The organism is Variovorax sp. PDC80 (genome assembly GCF_900115375.1).
Lineage (GTDB): Bacteria > Pseudomonadota > Gammaproteobacteria > Burkholderiales > Burkholderiaceae_C > Variovorax.
The window spans coordinates 15,180-38,142 of sequence record NZ_FOWG01000004.1 but is presented as its reverse complement, the minus strand read 5'-3'; the positions used below and the strand labels follow the sequence as shown (position 1 = coordinate 38,142).

The following is a 22,963-nucleotide window of genomic DNA, read 5'->3' as shown; positions in this document are numbered from 1 at the left end:
CATGGGATTTGAATGGCTGAAACCTGGCGTGGTCCTCGGATCGCTCGTGTACGCGCTGATCGGCGTGGTGATCTTCTGGCTCTGCTTCCTGATCATCGACAAGATCACGCCCTATGACCTCTGGGGCGAGATCGTCGAGAAGCAGAACGTGGCACTGGGCCTGGTCGTCGCCGCGATGAGCCTGGGCATCAGCATCATCGTCGCCGCCGCCATCCATTGAGCGAGGAGCAGGCCCTGTCCGCGCGCCCGGCCGATGCGCGCGGGCCGCAGCCCGTCGAGATCGCGCTGCTCGCCAGCGTCTTCGTGGTGGCCGCCTGCGGGCTGGTCTACGAACTCAGCGCGGCGGCGCTCAGCTCCTACCTGCTGGGCGACTCGGTGCTGCAGTTCAGCACCATCATCGGCACCTACCTGTTCGCGATGGGCGTGGGCTCGTGGCTGTCGCGCTATTTCGACCGCCAGCTGCCGGCCCACTTCCTGCGCATCGAGCTGATGGTGGCGCTGATCGGCGGCGCGCTGCCGGCCGTGCTGTTCCTGGCCAATGCCTACGCGCCGGGTGCGTTCCGGCTGCTGCTGTACGGGCTGGTGGTCGTGGTGGGCACGCTGGTCGGGCTCGAGATCCCGCTGGTGATGCGCATCCTGCGGCGCAACGTCGCGCTCAAGAACCTGGTGTCGCAGGTGCTGACCTTCGACTACCTCGGCGCGCTCGCGGTGTCGGTGGCCTTCCCGCTGATCCTGGTGCCGCAGCTCGGCATGATCCGCACCGGCCTGCTGTTCGGCTTCATGAACGCGGCGGTGGCGGTGTGGGCGCTCTGGCTGTTCCGCCACGAGCTGCGGCGCGTGGGCGCGCATGCGCTGGCCTGCTTCCTGTCGCTGGCGGCGCTGCTGGGCGGCTTCATCGGCGCCGACCACATCACCACGCTGGCCGAGGACAAGTTCTACCAGGACCGCATCGTCTTCAGCGCCACCTCGCCCTACCAGCGCATCGTGGTCACGCGCGGGCTGCTCGGGCACCGGCTGTTCCTCAATGGCAACCTGCAGTTCGCCGAGCGCGACGAGTACCGTTATCACGAGGCGCTGGTGCATCCCGTGATGGCCGCGCATGGCGCCCCCAAGAAAGTGGCGGTGCTCGGCGGCGGCGACGGCATGGCGGTGCGCGAGGTGCTCAAGTACCCCTCGGTGGAGTCGATCACGCTGGTCGAGCTCGACCCGAACATGACAAAGCTGTTCACCGACCACGAGACGCTGGCCGCGCTCAACGGCCATTCGCTGTCGTCGCCGAAGCTCAAGATCGTCAACACCGATGCCTTCCAGTGGCTGCAGCAGCGCGGCGACGACGACCTGTTCGATGTGATCGTGGTCGACTTCCCCGATCCCACCAACTTCGCGATCGGCAAGCTCTACACCAACAGCTTCTACGCGCTGCTCGACAAGCGCCTCGCGGCCAGCGGCTACGCGGTGATCCAGACCACTTCGCCGCTGGTGGCGCGCAAGAGCTTCTGGACCGTGGCGCAGACGGTCGAGTCGGTGGGCCTGACCGCGACGCCCTACCACGTGCATGTGCCGAGCTTCGGCGAATGGGGCTTCATCATCGCGAGCCACCGCCCCTACCGGAAGCCCGACGCGCTGCCCGCGGGCCTGCGCTTCCTGTCCGCGCCCACGCTGCCGCTGATGTTCGATTTCCCGCTCGACATGGCACGCGTGCCGGCCGAGGTCAACCGGCTCTCCAACCAGGTCCTCGTCACCACCTATGAGCAAGAGTGGGGCAAGGTCATGGCACATTGAGCGCGCGGGCGATGCGGCCATGAGGCGGCGCAGCTTCCTCGGCACGGTCGGCGCCGCCGGTGCGCTCGCGCTCGCCGGCTGCGATGCGCCGCCGCCCATCGAAGGCGGCTTCACCGGCATCGACATGGCGCGCGGCCACGCGATGCGCGACGGCACGCTGAAGTCGCGCGCGCCCGCGAGCACCCGCAAGACCCGCGTGCTGATCGCCGGCGGCGGCGTCGCCGGGCTCGCGGCGGCGCGCGCGCTGCGCCTCGCGGGCATCGACGACTTCGCGCTGCTCGAGCTCGAGGACAGCGCGGGCGGCAATGCGCGCGGCGGCATGGTCAACGGCATCGCCTGCCCGCTCGGCGCGCATTACCTGCCGGTGCCCGGCGACGATGCGCGCGAGGTGCAGGACCTGCTCGAGGAACTGGGCCTGCGCCGGCGCGTGGCCGGCCGCTGGGAATACGACGAGCGCACGCTGTGCCACAGCCCGCAGGAGCGGCTGTTCTTCCACGGCGAGTGGCAGGACGGCCTGTTGCCGGTGCATGGCGTGGGCGCCGACACGCAGGCGCAGTACCGCCGCTTCGCGCAGCGCATCGACGCGCTCCAGCATGCGGCCCACTTCGCCATTCCCACGCTCAAGGTCGCGGTCACGCCCGAGCTGCTGGCGCTCGATGCGCAGGCCTTCTCGGCCTGGCTCGACCGCGAGGGCTTCAGCGACGACCACTTGCGCTGGTACCTCGACTACTGCTGCCGCGACGACTACGGCGCGGGCATCGAGCAGGTCTCGGCCTGGGCCGGCATCCACTACTTCGCGAGCCGGCACGGCTTCCACGCACCCGGCGATCCGTCGGGCAGCGCCAACGACACCAACCCCGAGCGCGACGGCGTGCTGACCTGGCCCGAGGGCAACGGCTGGCTCACGAAGCAGCTGGCCAAGCCGCTGGGCGAGCGGCTGCGCACCGGCCAGGTGGTCGTGCGCATCGCCGAGGTGCGTGGCGGCGTCGAGGTCGATGCCTGGGATGCCGCCTCGCAATCGCTGGTGCGCTGGCAGGCCGCGCATTGCATCGTCGCGCTGCCGGTGTTCGTCGCCGCGCGCGTGGTCGAGAACGCGCCCGCGGTGCTCGCGCATGCCGCCGCGCACGTGCGCCATGCGCCGTGGCTGGTGGCCAACGTGCACCTGCGCGGCCCGCTGGTCGATCGCCCCGGTGCCGCGCCGAGCTGGGACAACGTGGTCTACGGCACGCGCGGCCTCGGCTATGTCGATGCGCGCCACCAGACGCTCGACCCCACGCCGCGCGGCACCGTGCTGAGCTGGTACCGGCCGCTGGGCCCGAGCCGCTACGACGCGGGCGACGGCCGCCGCCTGCTGCTCGAGCGGCCGTGGACCGGCTGGCGCGACGACCTGCTGGCCGAGCTCTCGGTGCCGCACCCCGACCTGCCCGCGCTGGCCACGCGCATCGAGATCACGCGCTACGGGCATGCCATGGCCATTCCGCGGCCCGGCCTGCTGGCGCAGATCGGTTCGCAGCGCACCGCGCCCGACGATGCGCACCGCGGCAGCGTGATCGCGGGCCGGCTGTCGTTCGCGCATGCCGACTGGTCGGGCTATTCGATCTTCGAGGAAGCCTTCACGCGCGGGCATGTGGCCGGAGCGAGCCTGGCATGAAGACGCTGGTGCTCGGCGGCTACGGCAACTTTGGCGCGCGCATCAGCCGCGCGCTGGCCGCCGATGCGGCCATCGAGCTGCTGGTGGGTGGCCGTGATCTCGAACGGGCGACGGCCTTCGCGCAATCGCTGGCGGGCGAGGCGCGTGCCGTTCGCGTCGATGCGCAGTCGCCGGATTTCGCGCGGGGCTTGCGCGAGCTCGGCGTCGAGCTCGTCATCCACACCGCAGGCCCGTTCCAGAACCAGGACTACCGCGTGCCGCAGGCGGTGGCCGCCGCCGGCGCGCACTACATCGACCTGGCCGATGGCCGCCGCTTCGTCTGCGACTTTCCCGTGGCGCTCGACGGCGCCTTCCGCAGCGCGGGCCGCACGGCCATCACGGGCGCGAGCACCGTGCCTGCCCTCTCCTCGGCCGTGGTCGACCACCTCGCGGCCGGCTGGCAGGGCGTCCGTAGCATCGACATCTGCATCGCGCCGGCCCAGGGCGCGCCGCGCGGCGAGGCCACGCTCGCGGGCGTACTCGCCTACTGCGGCGCGCCGATCCGCGTCTGGCAGGACGGCCGCTGGACCGAGCAGCCCGGCTGGGCCCGGCCCTCGACCGTGCGCTTCGCGCGCATGCGCCCGCGCCGCGGCGCGCTGTGCGACATCCCCGACCTCGAACTCTTGCCGGTGCGGCATGCCGGCGTGCAGTCGGTGATGTTCCGCGCCGCGCTCGAAGTGGGCCTCACGCAGCAGGCCTTCGCCTTCCTGGCGGCCCTGCGCCGCATCGGCCTGCTGCCCGCGCCGCAGAAGCTGGCGCCGCTGCTGCATGCCACGGGCGGCCTGTTCGATGCGTTCGGCAGCGCGCTCGGCGGCATGGTGGTGCGCGTCGAAGGCATCGACGCACGAGGCGCCGCCGCGCACCGCGCCTGGCACATCGCGGCCGACGACAACCATGGGCCGGAGATTCCCTGCATGGCCGCCATCCTGCTGGCGCGCCGGCTCGCGCGCGGCGATGCGCTGCCCGTCGGCGCGCAGGCCTGCATGGGCCTGCTCGCGCTGCCCGAGTTCGAACCCGAGTTCGCGCGCTGGGGCATGGTGACGGACGTGGTCGACGAGACGCCGCGAATGCCATGACCCGCCCGGCCGACGACGACCGCCTGCTGCGCCTGAGCCTCGTCGCGGTCTGGCTGGTGACGGCCGTCGTCAGCATCGTCGAACTCGACGGGCAGAGCCGCCGGGTGCTGGCCGAGGCCGGCATCGCCTCGCCGCCCTGGCTGGTGCAGCTGCTGATCGTCGGCGGCGCGGCGGCCGACCTGCTCGTCGGCCTCGCGCTGTGGTGGCGGCCGGGTCGCGCCAGCTACCTCGCGGCGCTCGGCCTGCTGCTGCTCATGACGGCCGTCGCCACCGGCCTGCAGCCGGCGCTGTGGCTGCATCCGCTGGGCCCGCTGCTCAAGAACCTGCCGATCGCCGCGCTGCTGTGGCACCTGTACCGACGCGCCGTGCCATGAATACCTACCTGGTCCTCAAGTGGCTGCACATCGTCTCGAGCGTGCTGATGGTCGGCACCGGGCTTGGCTCGGCCTTCTACATGTTCTTCACCAACCGCAGCGGCAGCGTGGCGGCGCAGGCGGTGGTGAGCCGGCTGGTGGTGCGCGCCGACTGGTGGTTCACCACGCCCACCGTGATCCTGCAGCCGGCCACCGGCTTCGCGCTCGCCCACATGGCGGGCTGGCCGCTGTCCACGCCATGGCTCGCGCTGTCGCTGGGCCTCTTCGTGTTCGCGGGCGCCTGCTGGCTGCCCGTGGTGTGGCTGCAGATCCGCATGGCCGCGATCGCCGGGCAGGCGCACCGCGAAGGCCAGCCGCTGCCGCCGCTGTATGCACGCTACCAGCGCTGGTGGGAGTGGCTCGGCTACCCTGCCTTCGTGGCCATGGTCGTGGTCTTCTGGCTCATGGTGAACAAGCCCGCGCTCTCGCCCTGAGCCGGGCCGGGGCGCGGGCCTGTGCGGTTTTCACACAGACTTCACACACGCCGCCATGGGTTCACAGACCGCGGACAGACTGCCAGACGCCGACAAAAACACCGGGGGAGCCTCCATGCTTCAAGTTGCCAATCGAAAACTCGCGTCGCTCAGCGACGTGCTCTTCACCGGGCTGGGCCGCGCGCTCGGCTTCCTGCGCCCGCTCGCGCGCGGGCTCATCGGTTCCTGGCGACCCCCGGGCTGGCTGCGCATCGCGGGCGCGCTGCTGCTGCTCGGGCTGCAATGGCTGCAGCAGCGGCTCGCCTGGGTGCTGCTGCTGGTGCTGCTGGCGTTCGCGGGGTGGATGGCCAGTCCGCAGCTCCTGAAGTGGTGGCATGGCCTCACGCCCGATCGCGTCGAGCCCGTGGTGGCGACGGCGCAGATCGTGCCGCCGCCGCGCACGCAGATCGAGCTCGACAAGGGGCCCAATCCGGTCGTCATCAACTTCTCGGCCTCGGTCGCGCCGATCGCGCGTGTCGGCCAGGAGGCGACGGGCGTCGGCATCGAGCCGGCCATCGCGGGCCGCTGGACCTGGACCGATGCCAAGAAGCTGGAGTTCCTGCCCGCGCAGGACTGGCCGGTGGGCCAGGCCTACAAGGTGCAGCTCTCGAAGGAGGCGCTGGCACCGCACATCGAGATCGAACAGCGCAAGTACGACTTCAGCTCGGCCGAGTTCAGCGCCCGCATCGCGAGCGCCGAGTTCTACCAGGACCCGGTGCAGGCCAACGTGCGGCGCGCGCTGTTCCAGGTGCGCTTCTCGCATCCCGTGAACACCGCCGAGTTCGAGAAGCGGCTGGTGCTCACCTACGACCAGGCCTGCAGCAGCTCGTTCTTCAGCGTCGGCAAATGCGCGAGCGAGAAATTCACGGTCAGCTACGACAAGCTGCGCCTCACGGCCACGGTCCAGTCCGAGCCCCTGCCCATTCCCGAGAAGACCCGCCCCGTGCTGCTGAGCCTCACTTCCGGCGCGGTGGCGCAGAAGGGCGGCCCGGGCCAGCGCAACGACGTCTCGCGCGCGGTCGACATCCCCGGCCTCTTCAGCCTCGACATCGCGAGCGTCGAACCCACCATCGTCACGGGCGAGAACGGCGAGCCCGAGCACGTGATGCATGTCAGCGCCTCGATGCCGGTGCACGAGCGCGAGATGGCGCGCCTGGTGCAGGCCTGGCTGCTGCCGGCCACCGAAGATCCCAAGGGCGACCCGGAAGACAAGTTCGACTGGTCCGCCGATCCCGCGAAGATCACCGACGCGGTGCTGCGCCGCGCGAAGAAGATCGGCCTGCAGCCCATCGCCAGCGAGCGCGAGGTGACCGAGACGGTCAGCTTCCGCCTGCCGCAGGCCGAGGGCGGGCGCTACCTGCTGGTGCGCGTGGCCAAGGGCCTGAAGACGCCCGGCGGCTACCAGCTCGGCACGGCCTTCCAGAGCGTGCAGCTGCTCAAGACCTTCGCGCCCGAGCTCACGATCATGAGCCAGGGTTCGCTGCTCGCGCTGTCGGGCGAGCGCAAGCTGCCGATCCTGGTGCGCGACCTGCCGGGCGTGCGCGTCGAGATCGGGCGCCTGCTGCCGCAGCAGCTGCAGCACCTGGTGACGCAGAGCAACGGCGATTTCTCGCATCCCAAGTTCTACGGCGGCCTCGGCACCGACAACCTGGTCGACCGCTTCGAGAAGCAGATCCCGCTCGCCATTCCGCCCGGCAAGGCGCACTACGAGACGGTCGATTTCGCCGAGTACCTGCGCAGCGACATCAGCGACCGGCGCGGCGTGTTCCTGCTCAAGGTGCAGGGTTTCGATCCCAAGGCGAAGAAGAAGCCCGAGGGCGAAGCGGACGCCACCGAGGCGTCGTCCGAGGACGAGGAGCAGCAGTCCTCGGGCGAGGACGAAGGCAACCCCGAGAGCGGCAACCCAGAGGACCAGAAGGACGAGCGGCTGGTGCTGGTCACCGACCTGGGCATCGTCGCCAAGAAGTCGCTCGACGGCACGCGCGACGTGTTCGTGCAGAGCATCGCCAACGGCCAGCCCGTGGGCGGCGCGCTGGTCGAGGTGTGGGGCCGCAACGGCATGATCGTGGCGTCGCAGGCCACCGACGCCACGGGCCGCGCGAAGCTGTCCAACCTCGCGGGCTTCCAGCGTGAGAAGCAGCCGGTGGTGCTGGTGGTGCGCAAGGACGGCGACCTGAGCTTCCTGCCCTTCAACAAGACCGACCGCACGCTCGACATCTCGCGCTTCGATGTCGGCGGCCTGCGCGCGGCCGGCGTGCCGAACCAGATGACGGCCTACGTCTTCAGCGACCGCGGCATCTACCGCCCGGGCGACACCATGCACATCGCGATGATGGTGAAGGCCGGCAACTGGGGCACCTCGCTGCGCGACCTGCCGCTCGAAGCCGAGATCATCGATGCGCGCGGCCTGAGCGTGCGGCGCGAGAAGCTGCGCCTCGGCCCCGGCGGCGCGGCCGAGATCGCGCACGCCACGCAGGACACCTCGCCGACCGGCAACTACACCGTCAACCTCTACCTGCCGCGCGAGTCCTCGCCCGGCGCGCCCGAGGTGCAGGGGCTGCTGCTGGGCAGCACCACGGTGAAGGTGCAGGAGTTCCTGCCCGACCGCACCAAGGTCACGGCCAAGCTCAGCAGCGAGATCGCCGAAGGCTGGGTGAAGCCCAAGGACATGAAGGCGCTGATCGACGTGCAGAACCTGTTCGGCACGCCCGCGCCCGACCGCAAGGTCGAGGGCACGCTCACGCTGAGCCCGGCCTTCCCGGTGTTCCGCGCCTTCGCCGACTACGCCTTCTTCGATCCGCAGCGCGCGGCCGAGAAGCAGGTGGACGACCTCGGCAGCGTGCAGACCAGCGTCGAGGGCAAGGCCGAGTTCGACCTGCGGCTGTCGCGCTTCGAGGCCGCCACCTACCAGGTGCACGTGCTGGCCAAGGCCTTCGAGCCCGAGGGCGGGCGCAGCGTGTCGGCCGAGGCGCGCACGCTGGTGAGCGACCTGCCCTACCTGGTGGGCGTCAAGGTCGACGGCGACACCGGCTACGTGAGCAAGGGCGCGGCGCGCAACGCGCACGTGATCGCGATTGACCCGCAGGCCAAGAAGACCGCGGTGGCCGACCTGGTGCTGCAGCGCGTGGAGCGCAAGGTGCTGTCGGTGCTGATCAAGCAGGACAACGGCCTGTACCGCTACGAATCGCGCCGCAAGGAGATCGTGCTCGACGAGAAGCCGCTGGCCATCGCCGCGGCCGGCAACAACGTCGCGCTCGACACCGGCACGCCCGGCAACTTCGCCTACGTGGTGCGCAATGCCGGCGGGCTCGAGCTCAACCGCGTCGAGTACAGCGTGGCGGGCAACGCCAACGTCAGCCGCTCGCTCGACCGCAATGCCGAGCTGCAGCTCACGCTCGACCGCAAGGACTACGAGCCCGGACAGGAGATCGAGGTCAGCATCCGCGCGCCCTACGTCGGCGCCGGCCTGATCACCATCGAGCGCGACAAGGTCTATGCCCATGCCTGGTTCAAGACCGACAAGACCGCCTCGGTGCAGAAGATCGTGCTGCCCAAGGACTTCGAGGGCACCGGCTACATCAACGTGCACTTCGTGCGCGACCCGGCCTCGGACGAGGTCTACATGAGCCCGCTGTCCTACGGCATCGCGCCCTTCGCGACCAGCCTGTCGAAGCGCACGGCCAACCTGCAGCTCACGAGCACCGAGCTCGTGAAGCCCGGCCAGACCGTGAAGATGAAGCTCACCAGCGACCAGCCCACGCGCGCCGTGGTGTTCGCGGTCGACGAGGGCATCCTGCAGGTGGCGCGCTACAAGACGCCCGACCCGCTCAAGCACTTCTTCCAGAAGCGCGCGCTCGAGGTCGGCACCCTGCAGACGCTCGACCTGATCCTGCCCGAGTTCAAGAAGCTGATGCAAGGCGCCGCGCCCGGCGGCGACGGCGAAGGCGAGCTCGGCAAGCACCTGAACCCGTTCAAGCGCAAGCGCGACAAGCCGGTGGCCTACTGGTCGGGCCTGGTCGACGTGAACGGCAGCCGCGAGTTCAGCTACACCGTGCCCGAGAGCTTCAACGGCAGCCTGCGCGTGATGGCGGTGGCCGTGAACGACGAGACCACCGCCGCGAAGAGCACCCGCACCACGGTGCGCGGCGACATGGTGATCCTGCCGAACGCGCCGCTCGCGATGGCGCCCGGCGACACGGTCGAGGTCGGCGTGGGCCTGGCCAACAACATCGCCGGCTCGGGCAAGGAAGCGCCCATCGCGCTGACGCTCACCGCCTCGGGCGGGCTCGAGGTGGTCGGCGATGCGACGCAGACGCTCAAGGTCAACGAGCGCGGCGAGGCCAGCACGAAGTTCAACGTGCGCGCCAAGCCCGGGGAGCAAGCGGTGCTGGGTTCCTCGGCGCTGGTGTTCACCTCCACGCACAAGAACTTCAGCGCACGGCTCGCCACCGAGGTGAGCGTGCGGCCCGCCTCGCCCTTCGTCTCGCTGGTGCAGGCCGGCAGCTTCCAGCGCTCGGGCGAGATCGCGAGCAAGGGCGACTTCTATCCGAACTTCCGCCGCAGCGACCTCGCGGTGTCGGCCGCCCCCTGGGCCTTCGCCACCGGCTTGATGCAATACCTCGAGGCCTACCCGCATGGCTGCACCGAACAGATCACGAGCCAGACCTTCCCGGCCGTGCTGCTCGCGGGCCGGCCCGAGCTGCTGAAGGAGATGGCGCGCGGCCGTACGGCCGACCAGGGCCCGCTGCCCGAGGCGCGCAAGACGCTCGAGCGCTACCTCGTGCAACTGCGCGCGCGCCAGACGGCCGACGGCGGCTTCTCGCTGTGGCCCGGCGCGGGTGCCGATCCCTTCGCGACGCTCTATGCGGTGCATCTTCTGGTGGAGGCGCGCGATCACAAGCTGCCGGTGCCGCAGGACCTGCTGCAGCGCGCCAACACCTACCTGCAGGGCTGGCTCGGCAGCGGCGACTCGTCGCTCGACGGCTGGCGCCAGCGTACGCAGGCGGCCTACCTGCTGACGCGCCAGGGCATCGTGGTGCCGGCCGCGCTGGCCAACCTGCGCGAGACCTGGCGCAACCAGCAGGCTAAGCAGGCCGCGGGCTGGAGCGACGACCTCGGCGCCGTCTACCTCGCGGCGAGCTACCAGCTCGTGAAGCAGGAGCAGGTGGCCAACGAGCTGCTCAACCCCGTGTGGGCCGACCTGCTCGCGCGCAGCGAGAAGAACCAGCGCCGTAACGTCTGGGGCCGCTACTACGACCCGCTGGTGCACGACAGCATGATGCTGCACCTGGTGGGCCGGCACTTCCCGGCGCGGCTCAAGACGCTGAAGCCCGCCGTCTGGGAAGGCATGGCCGGCATGGTGCGCGACGGCTGGTACAACAGCCTGTCGTCGGCCGCGATGCTGATGGCGGTCGATGCCTACTTCGACGCCGTGGCGCAGAACGCCGAGGGCAAGCTCACGGCCTCGGCCATCGATGCGCAGGGCAAGGCCGCGGCGCTCGCGCTCGGCGCGGTCAACCCGGTGGCGCGTGCCGCCGTGCCCGCCGGCACCGCGAAGCTGGGCCTCGCGAACGACAGCGACTTCAACCTCTACTACAGCTGGACCGAGCAGGGCTTCGAGCGCAAGCTGCCCGACACCGCGGTGAACCAGGGACTCGAGGTGTTCCACGAGGTGCTCGATGCCAAGGGCAATCCGGTCACCAAGGCGAAGCTCGGCGAGGAAGTCACGGTGCGGGTGCGCGTGCGCAGCCTCGAGCGCCCGCAGATCGCCGACGTCGCGCTGGTCGACCTGCTGCCCGGCGGCCTCGAGCCCGTGCTGCAGGCTGTGGGCGACGACGCCGAGGGCGAGAACGCCGACGCGCCGGTCTGGAAGAAGCGCCTGGGCGGCAACGGCTCCTGGAAGGTGCAGTACGCCGACATCCGCGAGGACCGCGTGGTGTTCTACGGCAGCGTCGACAAGAACCTGCTCGAAGTGACCTACAAGGCACGCGCCACCAACGTCGGCGACTTCGTGGTGCCCGCGGCCTACGGCGAGGCGATGTACGACCGGCGCATCTACGCGCGCTCGGCCGGTGCGCGCTTCCAGGTGGTCGCGAACTGAGGCCGGAGCGGAGCGAATCATGACCCGGACCCTCGCGCGTCGGGCGCTGATCGCGGGCGTGCTGCTGGCCCTGCTGCTCGCGCTGCTGCGGCTGTGGCCGCATGCGCCGCTCAGCGAGACCGTGGGCAGCTCGCGCGCCGTCTACGCGCGCGGCGGCGAGCTGCTGCGGCTCACGCTCGCGGCCGACGAGCAGTACCGGCTGTGGGTGCCGCTCGAGCGCATCTCGCCCACCCTGATCGACGCGGTGCTGCTCTACGAGGACCGGCGCTTCTACGCCCACCCGGGCGTCAATCCCGCGGCGCTGGTGCGCAGCGCCTGGCGCATCGCGAGCGGCGAGCGCCGCCAGGGCGGCTCCACCCTCACGATGCAGCTCGCGCGCCGGCTCTACGGCATCGACAGCCGCACGGCCGGCGGCAAGGTCGCGCAGATCGCCGCCGCGCTGTGGATCGAGGCGCGCCACGGCAAGCGCGAGATCCTCGAGGCCTACCTCAACACCGCGCCCTACGGCGGCAACATCGAGGGCGTGCAGGCCGCGAGCCTGATCTACTTCCGCAAGGACGCCGCCCGGCTCAGCCTGCCCGAGGCGCTCACGCTCGCGGTGATTCCGCAGAACCCGGTCAAGCGCATCGCCGAGCGCGGCCGCAACACCGAGCTGCAGGCCGCGCGCGAACGGCTCTGGGCGCTGTGGGCCGAGCGCGATCCCGCCGCGCGCCAGCATGCGCCCGAGGCGCAGCTCGTGCTCTCGGCGCAGTCGCGCGGCAGCCTGCCCTTCCTGGCGCCGCACCTCACCGACATGCTGCTCGCGCAGCCGCGAAGCGATGCCGGCGTCGCGGCGCCGGTCGAGATCCGCGCCACCCTCGACCTGCGCATGCAGTCCACGCTCGAGCGCGTGATGGCCCAGTACCTGCGCACGCATGCCGACGTCGGCATGAACAACGCGAGCGCGCTGCTGCTCGATGCCTCGACCATGCAGGTGCGCGCGCTGATCGGCTCGGCCGACTGGCACGACGATGCCATCGCGGGCCAGGTCAACGGCACCCAGGCCAAGCGCTCGCCGGGCTCCACGCTCAAGCCCTTCATCTACGCGCTCGCGCTCGACCAGGGGCTGCTGCATCCGAAGACCATGCTGAAGGACGCGCCGACCGCCTTCGGTCCCTACACGCCCGAGAACTTCGACCATCGCTTCGCGGGGCCGCTGTCGGCGCAGGAGGCGCTGATCCGCAGCCGCAACGTGCCCGCGGTCGCGGTGGCCGCGAAGCTCTCGAAGCCCGGGCTCTACGACTTCATGCGGCTGGCCGGCGTGCAGAAGCTGCAGAGCGAATCGCACTACGGCCTCGCGCTGGTGCTCGGCGGCGGCGAGGTCACGCCCGAGGAGCTCGCGGGCCTCTACGGCACCCTGGCCAATGGCGGCATCGCGCAGCCGCTGCGCTACACCGAGCCCGCGCCCGACGAGCGGCCCGCGCAGCCGCTGCGGCTGCTGAGCGAGGAGGCCTCGTTCATCACGCTCGACATGCTGCGCCAGACGCCGCGCCCCGACACCACCCTGCCCGCGCGGCCCGCCATCGCCTGGAAGACCGGCACCTCCTGGGGCTTTCGCGATGCCTGGACCGCGGGCGTGTTCGGCCGCCACGTGCTGGTGGTGTGGGTCGGCAACTTCGACGGCAGCAGCAATCCCGCGCTGGTGGGCGTCGACGCGGCCGCGCCGTTGTTCCTGCGCATGGTCGACGCGCTGCGCGCCGAGCGGCTCGATCCCGGCGAGGTTGCCGTCACGCAGCCGGCCAACCTGCGCCAGGTCGAGGTCTGCGCCGCCACCGGCGGCCTGCCCGATGCGCTGTGCCCGGTGCGCACGCGCACCTGGTTCATCGCCGGCAAGTCGCCGATCCAGGTCAGCAACCTGCATCGCGCCGTGTGGGTCGACGAGACCACGGGCAAGGTGGTCTGCGGCCCGCAGCCGAACGCGCGCCAGCAGGTGGTCGAGCAATGGGGCAGCGACATGCGCCGCCTGTTCCGCCAGGCCGGCCTGCCGCGCGCCAGCGTGCCCGCCGACGGCTGCGAGCAGAAGGACGCGGGCGCGCCCGAGGCCGCCCCGCTCATCAGCTCGCCGCTGCGCGGCGTGCGCCACACGCTGCGCGTGGCCAGGCCCGAGCCGTTGGTGCTGCGCGCCGAGGCCGCGGCGGGCACGCAGACCCTCTACTGGTTCGCCGACGATGCGCTGGTCGGCCGTGCCGCGCCCGGCGAAGGCCTCGCCTGGATGCCCGACCTGGCCGAGTCGGGCCGGCGCTACGTGCTGCGCGTGGTCGACGATCAAGGCCGGGCCGAGTCGCGTGAAGTGATCATCGATATCGCACCTTAGTGGCAGTCATGTCACCGCGGCGTCACGCGTCGTCGGCAAGGTCTCGCGTTTTCGACTCGGACTCCCGACCTCCATGAAGAAGACGCGCCTTTCCCTCCTCGCCCTGGCCGCCGCCGCTGCGTTCGCCGCCACCGGTGCCTCGGCCCAGACCGCCTTCCCCGCCACCCTCGCCGGCCATGCCGTGCTGCCCGCGCAGAGCTTCGTCGCCGCGCCCAAGGACGCGCCGGCCGACCTGCAGGTCAGCGGCAAGTTCACCACGCCCAAGCGCGTGGAAGCCATCGGCAGCGTCGAGGGCCTCTCGGGCGGCCGCGGCACCGGCGTGTCGCTGCCCTTCAAGGGCCAGCCGCTGCAGGGCCATTCGGGCATCAAGAAGATGGACGACGGCAGCTTCTGGATCCTTACCGACAACGGTGCCGGCGCGAAGGCCAACTCGCCCGACTTCATGCTCTACCTCAACCACTACAAGGTCGACTTCAAGAGCGGCAAGTTCCAGCGCCTGGCCACCGTGTTCCTGCACGACCCCGACAAGAAGGTGCCGTTCCGTATCGTCCACGAGGGCAGCAAGCAGCGCTACCTGACCGGCTCCGACTTCGATCCCGAGAGCTTCCAGTTCGCCGGCGGCGCGCTGTGGATCGGCGAGGAGTTCGGTCCCTACCTGATCAAGGCCGACCTCAAGGGCAAGGTGCTCGCCGTGTTCGACACCCAGGTCGACGGCAAGGTCGTGCGCTCGCCCGACAACCCGGCCGTGACCACGCCCGGCGTGCCCGGCGGCGCGGTCGACTTCCAGATCAAGCGCTCCAAGGGCTTCGAGGGCATGGCCGCCTCGAAGGACGGCAGCAGGCTCTACGCGCTGCTCGAAGGCCCGGTGTGGAACGCCGAGGCCAAGGACTTCGAGAAGGTCGAGGGCAAGGAAGCGCTGCGCGTGCTCGAGTTCGACGTGGCGGGCGAGAAGTGGACCGGCCGCCACTGGAAGTACGTGCTCGAGGCCAACGGCAACGCCATCGGCGACTTCAACATGATCGACGGCACCACGGGCCTGATCATCGAGCGCGACAACGGCGAAGGCACCAGCGACAAGGCTTGCCCCGAAGGCCAGAAGCGCACCGACTGCTTCCACGACATCGCGAAGTTCAAGCGCGTCTACAAGGTCGAGCTCAGCGACGCCAACGTCGGCGGCCCGGTGCGCAAGATCGGCTACATCGACCTGCTGAACATCGCCGACCCCGACAAGCTCGCGCGCAAGCCGCTCAACGACGGCGTGCTCAAGTTCCCGTTCTTCACCATCGAGAACGTCGACGTGGTGGATGCCACCCACATCGTCGTCGGCAACGACAACAACCTGCCCTTCTCGAGCAGCCGCGAGCCGAACAAGGCCGACGACAACGAGCTGGTGCTGCTGGAGGCGGGGGCGCTGCTGCAGGCGAAGTGAGGCCGGCGCTCATCCGTGCGAAGCCTCCGCGACGATCCGCGAGATCTGCCGCTCGACGAGCCGGTGCTCGGCGGCCAGCGCGCGGATCGACTTGCCCGCGTCGAACTCCGCCCGGATCCGTTCGTTGCGCGCGGCATTGAGGGCCCTGCGCCCGGTCGGCAGCTCGAAGCGCAGCCCGATCCCGTCGATGCCGTACTCGGCGCTCAGCGTGCGCAGGTTCTCGAAACCGATCACCGCGACGAAGGGATGGTCCTCGGCGGGATGGGCGGGGATGTAGATCCTCGAGCCCCCGAAGCGCTCGACGAAGCGCATGGTGGCCGGCAGGCCGATGAGGCGGATGAGCTCCTGCAGCCTCGGCGGCAGCAAATCGGTCGTCGAGCGGCCGGCGCTCGGCTCCGCGCGGCGGGGCGCCGTCGCGCCGCAGCGGTTCGAGCGCGGCGCGGACCGGACGCAGCTCGCCGGCGAACGGGGCGTGCCATCCCGGCCCTGCATCAGGCCGCTCCACATGCCGCCGCTGTCCGGCGCGTCGTCCTCCATGGCATGCACGGGACACGGGGTTCTGCTCACAAATTCCGGGGGATTCATTTCTGTCGATCTCGTGTTGCGGTCGGTGGAGGGGCGCGCCGGCGTGGCGGCGGGACGATGGGTCAGATGTCGGTCGGGCCGATCTGCACCTTGGGCGGCGCAGGCGGAGCCGGGTCGCTGGTTTCATGCGGCGGTCCGCATGTCTCGCATGCCGCGGGAGGCGCGCCCGGCTCGAGCGGGCGGCACCAGGCGCAGAGGGCGTGCGCGGGCGCCGTCATGCTGCCGCCACGTCGAGGTGGATGGGCGTGTACTCGCCCGTTGCGTCATCGCGCTCGTAGAAGCGGATGTAGGGCTTGGTCCCGGCGATCCTCATGCTGTCGCCGATGGCCTGCATGGCCTGCTGCCATTTCTCGTCGGCGATCTCCAGCCGTCGCAGCGCGAGCACGCGGGCGGTGTTGATCCGGCCCTGCCGGTCGATGCGGAAGGCATCGTTGACCAGCAGGCGGATGTTGGCGTTGATGTCCTTGCTCCAGTTCTGGATGCATTCGTCGATCAGCGCCTTGGCCGCCTGCAGCCGGCCGTCGAACGAAATGGTGTCCTGCACGCGGCGCTCGACCTTGTGCCGCCCGTCGGCGCTCACCAGCGTCACGTTGCCTTTCTTGCCGCCCCGGTGCACGTCGTAGTCCATGAGGCTGCGCTCGAGGAACTCGTGCACCGTGCTCATCGCCGCGACCTTGAAGCCCACCAGCGCCGCGCTCTGGCGCTTGGCTTCCTCGCAGAGCTGGCGGACCACGTGGTGACGGTCGCGGTCGATGGGCTTGATCGTCGGGCGCGGCATCGACGCCTCGAGCTGCCGATGGCCTGGATGTGCGTGCATCTGTTGCATGTGAACTCCTCTGGAATGGTTGGAAAAAGGGCGGGGCGTTCGGATGGCGTCAGCCACCCGGCGCGGAAAGCGGCGACGGTGCGCGATAGGGACAGCGGCGCCCGAGCAGGACGCTGGGGATGCGGGTGAAGTCCATCGCACCCTGGCGTACCGCGGACGGAACCGGTGGCCGGTAGACGCTGGTGCCGAGCATCGGGATCTGGCGCGCCGCGGCGGTCCGTTCGGTCAGCGGCCCGGTTCCCGATTTCCACCGGCGCTTGCCCCGCGCTCCGATGCGATGGATGTGGCCGGCCCTGGCCAGCAGCGACAGCAGCTGGCGCAGTCCCGAGCAGGCCGGGTCGTCGCGGTGGTCGGCGATGCGCGTCCGCAGCACGCGATCGAGCTCCGTCTGCGAAGCCGCGCCGCGGTCCTGCAGGTGGCCGAGGATCGCGCGCCGCGCCGCATCGGCGTGCCGCCCGAAAGGCAGGGGAACGGAATGCCCGCAAGGGCGTGGCTGTGTCATGCGAAAGCTCCTTCGGAACTGAATGCGCAGGCGCGGGGTGCCACGCGTTGCGCGGCGATGGCATAGGTCGGCTGCTGGGGCGCCGAAGGCAGCAGGCGGCATTGGAGAAGGCCGCTGGCATGCAGCGCCTGCAGCTGCGTCTCGATGGCCTCGAGGTCGCCGGCCGAGGACCAGTGGCGCGCCAGATTCGGCGCCGACCACCAGCCGCCTTCCTTGCGCAGCGTCGCGCAGATGCGCCGGGCCAGGACGCTGCCTGCCGCGTGGTCCGCTGCATGGCGGAACGGCTTCGCGCCGGCCGGGCCGTCGCCGCCGTGACCCAGCACCTCGAGCACGCGCCGGGCGATCCGCGTGGTCGTGGCCTGGCCCGTGCCGTATTTCCCGGTGCCGTTGAGCACCTGGCTCACCGTGCCGCCGCTCAGGCCGAGCCGGGCGGCGATGGCGGCCTGCCTGCGTCCGCGGCAGGCGGCGCGCAGCAGCATGAACCACCGTTCGTCCATGTAGCCAGGCGCGTTCATCGGGTCATCTCCCCGCTCTGGCGACCTTCCACAGGCCCGAAAGCACGCACTTCGGCCTGAAGTTCAAAACCGTTTAGAGTGAGCGGAAGACCAAAAAACACTAGAAACAGTGTTTTTACGACCCTGATGAGACACATGATCATTGATTAATCGCATTTTGTGTTTGTTGCTGCAATGATAAACACAAATCGAGTTAAACATTCGAAATGAGACCTATGAGAGGTGTCTCGTGGATAAAAGTCGTATTCTGTGTTGACTGAAACCTGGTTTATGTCTAGTGTTGATGCTATGAACTCGAATCGAGGTTTGTCTTGACACCGCCGCCGTCTCCTCCCGTCGACGAAGGCCACGTGAAATCGCGGGTGGGCGAACTGGCGCACGCCCAGGGCGGCCGCGTACGGGATCTGCGCAAGCAAAAGGGGCTGACGATCGAAGACCTGGCCCAGCGCAGCGGCCTGCACTTCAATACCGTCGGCCGCATCGAGCGCGGCGTGAGCGATCCCAGCCTGGAACAGCTCTACGTGATCGCGCTGGCGCTCGGCGTCGATCCCGCCGAGTTCAATCCCTTTCCCGCCGGCAAGGCGGGTGCGCCGCCCTCGGGGCTCGATGACGAGCTGTTCGTGCTGATCGACCTGCTCGATGTCCAGGTCAGCGCGGGAAACGGCGCCTTCAACGGATCGCAGGAGAACATGGGCCGCTTCGCGTTCAGCCGCTCCTGGATGACGCGCAAGGGCGTCAAGCCGGCCAGCGCGAGGATCGTGCATGCGCGCGGCGATTCGATGGCCGACAAGATCAACGACGGCGACATCCTGCTGGTCGACACCGCCATCCGGTCGCTCGAGCAGGACGGCGTCTATGTCATCCAGCTCGACGGCCATGACTACGTGAAGGTCCTGCAACGGGACTTCTCGACCGGCGGCCTGCAGATCATTAGCTACAACCCGGCCTACAAGCCGCAGATGCTGAGCGCGGAACAGGCGGCCGACCTTCGGATCAGCGGCCGCGTCGTCTGGCACGGCGGCGAGATCTGACCCTGCGCTTCATGGGCCGGAGGCCGCCGCCGGCATAGTGCCGCGGCCTTGCCCGCGGCCTTCGCACCCCCTCGGCGGACACCTGTCCGCCTCAGTGTTCGATGCCCCTTGCCAGACCATCTGGTCATGGGCAACAACAACATCCATCCATCGAACGCGTCGCGTCCGCGAGCGCGAGGCGGCATCACCCGGCAGGCACTCGCCACGCTGGCGTTGAGCGCGGCGGGCCTGGTCGGCATCGTCGCGCGCGAGGGTTACAGCGACCGGGCCTATCCGGATCCGGTTCACGGCAGCGCCGTCCCCACGATCGGCTTCGGCTCGACCGACGGCGTGCGCATGGGCGACACCACCACGCCGGTGCCCGCGCTCGAGCGTGCATTGCGCGACATCCGCAGCTACGAGGGCGCGCTCAAGCAATGCGTGAAGGTGCCGTTGCACCAGGGCGAGTACGACGCGTACGTGAGCCTGGCCTACAACATCGGTGCCTTCAATTTCTGCACGGGCGGACGCGAAGGCCGCGTGTCCACGCTCGTGACCCGGCTCAATGCCGAGGACTACGAAGGGGCCTGCAACGCCATCCTGGACTGGAAGTACGCGGGCGGCACCGACTGCTCCGCGCCGGGCAACAAGGTCTGCGCGGGCCTCTGGAAAGACCGCCTGCGCCTGCATGCGCAATGCCTGAAGGCCGCCGGATGAGCAGCAGCTCCAGGGCCTGGCTCCGTCTCGCCGGGGCGATGCTGGCGATCGGCCTTCTCGCGGCGCTCGCCGCCGCCATCCACGAGGCCGGCGCGACACGCGAGCGCCTGGTTTGGCAGGGCAGGGAGGCGCAACGCAATGCCGCCGCCGCCGAGGCCCTGCGCAAGGAATACGAACGCGGCCGCGCCGCCTCCACCCGCTATCAGCTGGATGCGGGCGCGCTGCAGACCCGCTATCTCGCTCTCGAAGGAATCTCCCATGAACTGCGCCAGCGCGTGGCTCTCGTGCTCCCTCCCGTCATTGCGCGTGATCGCCCTGATCGGGTCCCACGCGGCGCGCAGGCTACTGCGCCGTTGCCGCACGATGCCGTCGAGGCGGCACCGCCAGGCCCTGTCGGCGACGATCGCCATCGCCTCAGCCTCGCTGCTGTGTGGATGTGGAACAGCGCGCTGGCGGGAACCGATGTCCCTGCCGGTGCCTGCGGATCTGCTGATACCTCCGACGCGGCCTGTGCTGCTGACTCCGGTCTTGTCGTCGACGACGCGTGGGACAACCAGCGGCTCAATGCCCGCGCCTGTGCGGCCGACCGGCTTCGCCACGCCGCGCTGATCGAGTTCCTCACGGAAAGGCCCGTGCCATGAACGATCCGGAGATCCGCGCGCAGGAGCTGTTCCTGCTCGGTCAGATCCACGGCCTGGTGTCGGCCCTCAAGGAAGGCCAGGACCGTCAGAGCCGTCGCATGGATGCCGTGGATGCGCGCTTCGATTCGCTCGACAGCCGCTTGCGTGCGGTCGAGCAGCGTGCCGCTGCCTTCGGCGCCGCATCCGGCGGTGCGATGGCCATCGCGACTGCGCTGCTTGCCGAAAGCATCAAGCAGTGGTTTCGCAGCAATGCGAGCGGCAGCTGACGCCTGCCTCGAGACCGTCGGAGGACGGATGTCCGCCTCGGTGATCGCGGCCTTCTCGGCGACAGTGGATCCAACGACAACGAAGAACGCCTCCATTCGATGTCTTTTATTTTTGCAACTGCCGTGCATTACTTGCGCGACGTGATTGTCGGAGCCCAAGCATGAATCAACTCGCCACCATCCGCACCGCCATCGTCCAGACGCTGGGCACCGTGCCCGCCATCGGCCGCGTGCACGACCGCGAGCGCTATCTCGCGGACGAGACGGCGCTGCGCGCGCTCTTCCTGCACGAGCTGCCCGATCACGCCCTGCAGCTGCGCGGCTGGTGGCTGCGCCGCGCGCAGACCAGCGAACACGCGCTGAATGCGGTGCGTGGTGTCGCCATCGACACCTGGACCCTGCGCGGCTACCTCGCCTTCGACGACGCCGCGGGTTCCGAGCTCGCGTTCGACGCCCTGATCGAAGCCATCCGCGATGCGGTGCGCGCCGATCCGACGCTTGGGGGCGCCTGCGCGCTTTCGCCGCTGAAGGACGAGGACGAAGACACCGAGGACACCGACGGCGTGCAGGTCGCGGAGGTGGGCCTCGTCGATTTCTGCGGCCTCAAGTGCCACGGCGCCACGTTGCGATTGAGGACCTGGCGCTACCTCTGAGCGTCCGCGCTTTTTCCACCCGCTGATGGCGGGTGCCGAACGGCGATGTGTCCGTTCGGTCCCGCCGCTCTCCATCTGCGCCGCATGCACGCATCGGCAAGGACGGCATCGACGCGCCCGTGCGAACCGGGCGGTCGTGCCAGGCGCATCGCGCAATCGGTGCGTGTTTTTCGGCTCTTTCGATTCCATCCCTTTCACCCGCTTTTTCAACCAACGGAGAAACGCAAACATGCCCAAACTCATGCGCAAGATGGCCATCCTGGCCAAGGCCGAAACCGTGCGCGGCACCGACGCCGCACCCACCGGCGCCGCCAATGCGATCCTGGTGAGCGAAGTCACGCTCACGCCCATCGAAGGCGACGTGATCCAGCGTGACAACGTGCGTCCGTACTTCGGTTCGCGCGGCTCGGTGCTCGTGACCCAGTACAGCAAGATCGCCTTCTCGGTCGAGATGGCGGGCGTGGCCGCGGCAGGCGACGTGCCGGCCTATGCTCCGCTGATGCGCGGCTGTGCGATCAGCGTCACCACCGCGGCCGGCGTCAGCACCACCTTCGCGCCCACCACCGACGTGCTGGAGTCGCTGACCATCTACGGCAACGTCGACGGCACCGTCTACAAGATGACCGACGCCCACGGCAACGTGAAGGCCGCCGTCGATGCCAAGGGCATCCCGAAGTGGCAGTTCGAATTCACGGGCTTGTTCGTGCCGGCTGCCGATGCACCGCTGCCGACTGCCGACTACAGCAAGTTCATGGACCCGCTGGGCGTGAACAAGGCCAACACCACGCTGAGCCTCGATGGCCTGGGCGTCGCGGCCAGTGCCTTCGCCTTCGACGCGGGCAACACCGTCGTCAAGCGGGACCTGATGACCATCGATGCCGTCGACATCACCGCGCGCGTGTCGACCGGCTCCGTCACCTTCGAGAACACCGCGGTGGCCGTGAAGGACTGGATCGGCATGGCGCGCAGCGGCACGCGCGTCGCGCTCGCGCTCAAGCATGGCCAGGGCGCGACCAACGTGGTGGAGATCAAGTCGCCGCGCGCCCAGATCGGCAAGCCCACCTACAGCGATGTCGATGGCGTCCAGATGATCACCGTGCCGCTCGAGTTCGTGCCCAGCGGCGCGGGCAACGACGAGTGGTCGATCGTCGTGCGCTGAGCGACGGGTTCATCGGAAGACGAAAGGAACACACCAGATGCCCCAGAAACTCAAGCTCGCGATCAAGCCCACCTTCGCCGCGCCGGTCCTCATGCGCGTGCCGGGCGACGGCCAGGTCGAGGAGGTGCGCTTCGACGCGGTCTTCAAGCGATTGACGAAGACCGAGAACGACACCCTGCAGCGTCGCCTGGACGATCGCAGCCTCAACGACCGGGAACTGCTCGACATGGTGCTGGCCGACTGGAAGGGCCTGGCCGGCGACGACGGCCTGCCCTTCATCTGCACGCCCGAGAACCGTGCCGCGGCGGTGGAGGAATGGCCGGGCTTCGAGGCGGCCATCACCTACAGCTACTTCGAGCACGCATACCCGGCCGCCGTAAAAAACTGAGGGGCGCCGCGCGCTACGTGCTCGGCGCCGACACACGTGTTCACGACGAACTCGACGACGAGCTTCGCACCCAGTGTGCGTCGCTCGGACTCGATCCGGTCCGGCTGGTCTCGCCGGCGGCCGGCAGCGAGGAGATCCGCATCTTCGAGCTCTGGCCCGAACACCAGGAGGCCTTCGAGGTGTTCCACGCCTGCCGCACGCAGTGGCGCGTGGTCGCGGGGCCCGCGGGCACGTGGCACCAGGGGCTCGACTTCGGTGCGGTCGACGTGGCGATGCGGCGCCTCTGCATTCCGCGTGCGCGGCAGCGCGAGGTTTTCCTGCAGCTGCAGGTGATGGAGGACGAGGGGATCTCGGTGCTGAACGCCTAGCGGCGGCACGGGCCCTC

At 69.7% G+C, this 22,963-nt stretch carries 21 protein-coding genes; 17 read left to right on the top strand and 4 right to left on the bottom strand.

Annotated features, from left to right (window positions below; all coding sequences use genetic code 11):
* Position 1: 1 nt before the first annotated feature.
* From BM109_RS13595 to BM109_RS13555, 9 genes are all read left to right on the top strand, one after another.
* Positions 2-220, top strand: a complete 219-nt coding sequence (locus tag BM109_RS13595; protein WP_019653703.1) for a DUF350 domain-containing protein — start codon at positions 2-4, stop codon at positions 218-220.
* Positions 217-1,782 (top strand): polyamine aminopropyltransferase, encoded by a 1,566-nt coding sequence (locus tag BM109_RS13590; protein WP_371268808.1) that lies wholly within the window; start codon positions 217-219, stop codon positions 1,780-1,782. The genes BM109_RS13595 and BM109_RS13590 overlap by 4 nt, the downstream gene beginning before the upstream one ends.
* Before the next feature lie 19 nt (positions 1,783-1,801).
* Entirely contained in the window at positions 1,802-3,433 is a 1,632-nt protein-coding gene (locus tag BM109_RS13585) for an FAD-dependent oxidoreductase (protein ID WP_093343550.1), read from the top strand.
* The gene (locus BM109_RS13580) at positions 3,430-4,548 is read left to right on the top strand and encodes a saccharopine dehydrogenase family protein (RefSeq protein WP_093343549.1); all 1,119 of its coding nucleotides are present in this window, start codon (positions 3,430-3,432) and stop codon (positions 4,546-4,548) included. The genes BM109_RS13585 and BM109_RS13580 overlap by 4 nt, the downstream gene beginning before the upstream one ends.
* On the top strand, positions 4,545-4,922 hold the full coding sequence (locus BM109_RS13575; protein ID WP_093343547.1) for a DoxX-like family protein: 378 nt from the start codon (positions 4,545-4,547) through the stop codon (positions 4,920-4,922). The genes BM109_RS13580 and BM109_RS13575 overlap by 4 nt, the downstream gene beginning before the upstream one ends.
* Positions 4,919-5,395 (top strand): DUF2269 family protein, encoded by a 477-nt coding sequence (locus BM109_RS13570; protein WP_093343545.1) that lies wholly within the window; start codon positions 4,919-4,921, stop codon positions 5,393-5,395. Before BM109_RS13575 ends, BM109_RS13570 begins: the two co-directional genes overlap by 4 nt.
* A gap of 115 nt (positions 5,396-5,510) precedes the next feature.
* The gene (locus tag BM109_RS13565; RefSeq protein ID WP_093343543.1) at positions 5,511-11,534 is read left to right on the top strand and encodes an alpha-2-macroglobulin; all 6,024 of its coding nucleotides are present in this window, start codon (positions 5,511-5,513) and stop codon (positions 11,532-11,534) included.
* A gap of 19 nt (positions 11,535-11,553) precedes the next feature.
* Positions 11,554-13,887 carry a penicillin-binding protein 1C gene (gene pbpC / locus BM109_RS13560; RefSeq protein ID WP_093343541.1) on the top strand — a complete coding sequence of 778 codons (2,334 nt, stop codon included), beginning with the start codon at positions 11,554-11,556 and terminating at the stop codon, positions 13,885-13,887.
* Between the two features lie 73 nt (positions 13,888-13,960).
* The gene (locus BM109_RS13555; protein ID WP_093343539.1) at positions 13,961-15,316 is read left to right on the top strand and encodes an esterase-like activity of phytase family protein; all 1,356 of its coding nucleotides are present in this window, start codon (positions 13,961-13,963) and stop codon (positions 15,314-15,316) included.
* A 9-nt stretch (positions 15,317-15,325) separates the two neighbouring features.
* On the opposite strand, the gene BM109_RS41615 is transcribed toward BM109_RS13555, so the two are convergent.
* The 4 genes from BM109_RS41615 to BM109_RS13535 all read right to left on the bottom strand — a co-directional run bounded on the left by BM109_RS41615 (position 15,326) and on the right by BM109_RS13535 (position 17,744).
* The gene (locus BM109_RS41615) at positions 15,326-15,901 is read right to left on the bottom strand and encodes a Mor transcription activator family protein (protein WP_256222560.1); all 576 of its coding nucleotides are present in this window, start codon (positions 15,899-15,901) and stop codon (positions 15,326-15,328) included.
* Between the two features lie 214 nt (positions 15,902-16,115).
* Positions 16,116-16,727 (bottom strand): DUF3164 family protein, encoded by a 612-nt coding sequence (locus tag BM109_RS13545; RefSeq protein WP_093343537.1) that lies wholly within the window; start codon positions 16,725-16,727, stop codon positions 16,116-16,118.
* A gap of 49 nt (positions 16,728-16,776) precedes the next feature.
* Positions 16,777-17,229 carry a hypothetical protein gene (locus BM109_RS13540; RefSeq protein ID WP_093343535.1) on the bottom strand — a complete coding sequence of 151 codons (453 nt, stop codon included), beginning with the start codon at positions 17,227-17,229 and terminating at the stop codon, positions 16,777-16,779.
* Entirely contained in the window at positions 17,226-17,744 is a 519-nt protein-coding gene (locus tag BM109_RS13535) for a hypothetical protein (protein WP_093343533.1), read from the bottom strand. The genes BM109_RS13540 and BM109_RS13535 overlap by 4 nt, the downstream gene beginning before the upstream one ends.
* Before the next feature lie 350 nt (positions 17,745-18,094).
* Between BM109_RS13535 and BM109_RS13530 the strand changes: the two genes are divergently transcribed.
* The 8 genes from BM109_RS13530 to BM109_RS13495 all read left to right on the top strand — a co-directional run bounded on the left by BM109_RS13530 (position 18,095) and on the right by BM109_RS13495 (position 22,946).
* Positions 18,095-18,775 carry an XRE family transcriptional regulator gene (locus tag BM109_RS13530; protein ID WP_177239340.1) on the top strand — a complete coding sequence of 227 codons (681 nt, stop codon included), beginning with the start codon at positions 18,095-18,097 and terminating at the stop codon, positions 18,773-18,775.
* Positions 18,776-18,901: 126 nt separating this feature from the next.
* Positions 18,902-19,471 (top strand): lysozyme, encoded by a 570-nt coding sequence (locus BM109_RS13525; RefSeq protein WP_093343530.1) that lies wholly within the window; start codon positions 18,902-18,904, stop codon positions 19,469-19,471.
* Complete coding sequence (locus BM109_RS13520; protein ID WP_093343528.1) at positions 19,468-20,112, top strand: hypothetical protein; 645 nt, start codon at positions 19,468-19,470, stop codon at positions 20,110-20,112. The genes BM109_RS13525 and BM109_RS13520 overlap by 4 nt, the downstream gene beginning before the upstream one ends.
* The gene (locus BM109_RS13515; RefSeq protein ID WP_093343527.1) at positions 20,109-20,378 is read left to right on the top strand and encodes a hypothetical protein; all 270 of its coding nucleotides are present in this window, start codon (positions 20,109-20,111) and stop codon (positions 20,376-20,378) included. Before BM109_RS13520 ends, BM109_RS13515 begins: the two co-directional genes overlap by 4 nt.
* Before the next feature lie 161 nt (positions 20,379-20,539).
* The gene (locus tag BM109_RS13510; protein ID WP_093343525.1) at positions 20,540-21,031 is read left to right on the top strand and encodes a hypothetical protein; all 492 of its coding nucleotides are present in this window, start codon (positions 20,540-20,542) and stop codon (positions 21,029-21,031) included.
* A 229-nt stretch (positions 21,032-21,260) separates the two neighbouring features.
* Positions 21,261-22,190 carry a phage tail tube protein gene (locus BM109_RS13505; protein WP_093343524.1) on the top strand — a complete coding sequence of 310 codons (930 nt, stop codon included), beginning with the start codon at positions 21,261-21,263 and terminating at the stop codon, positions 22,188-22,190.
* Between the two features lie 37 nt (positions 22,191-22,227).
* Positions 22,228-22,578 (top strand): hypothetical protein, encoded by a 351-nt coding sequence (locus tag BM109_RS13500; protein WP_093343522.1) that lies wholly within the window; start codon positions 22,228-22,230, stop codon positions 22,576-22,578.
* A gap of 17 nt (positions 22,579-22,595) precedes the next feature.
* A complete protein-coding gene (locus BM109_RS13495) occupies positions 22,596-22,946 on the top strand; it encodes a DUF1799 domain-containing protein (RefSeq protein ID WP_177239339.1) in 351 nt (116 codons plus the stop codon).
* Positions 22,947-22,963 lie beyond the last annotated feature (17 nt).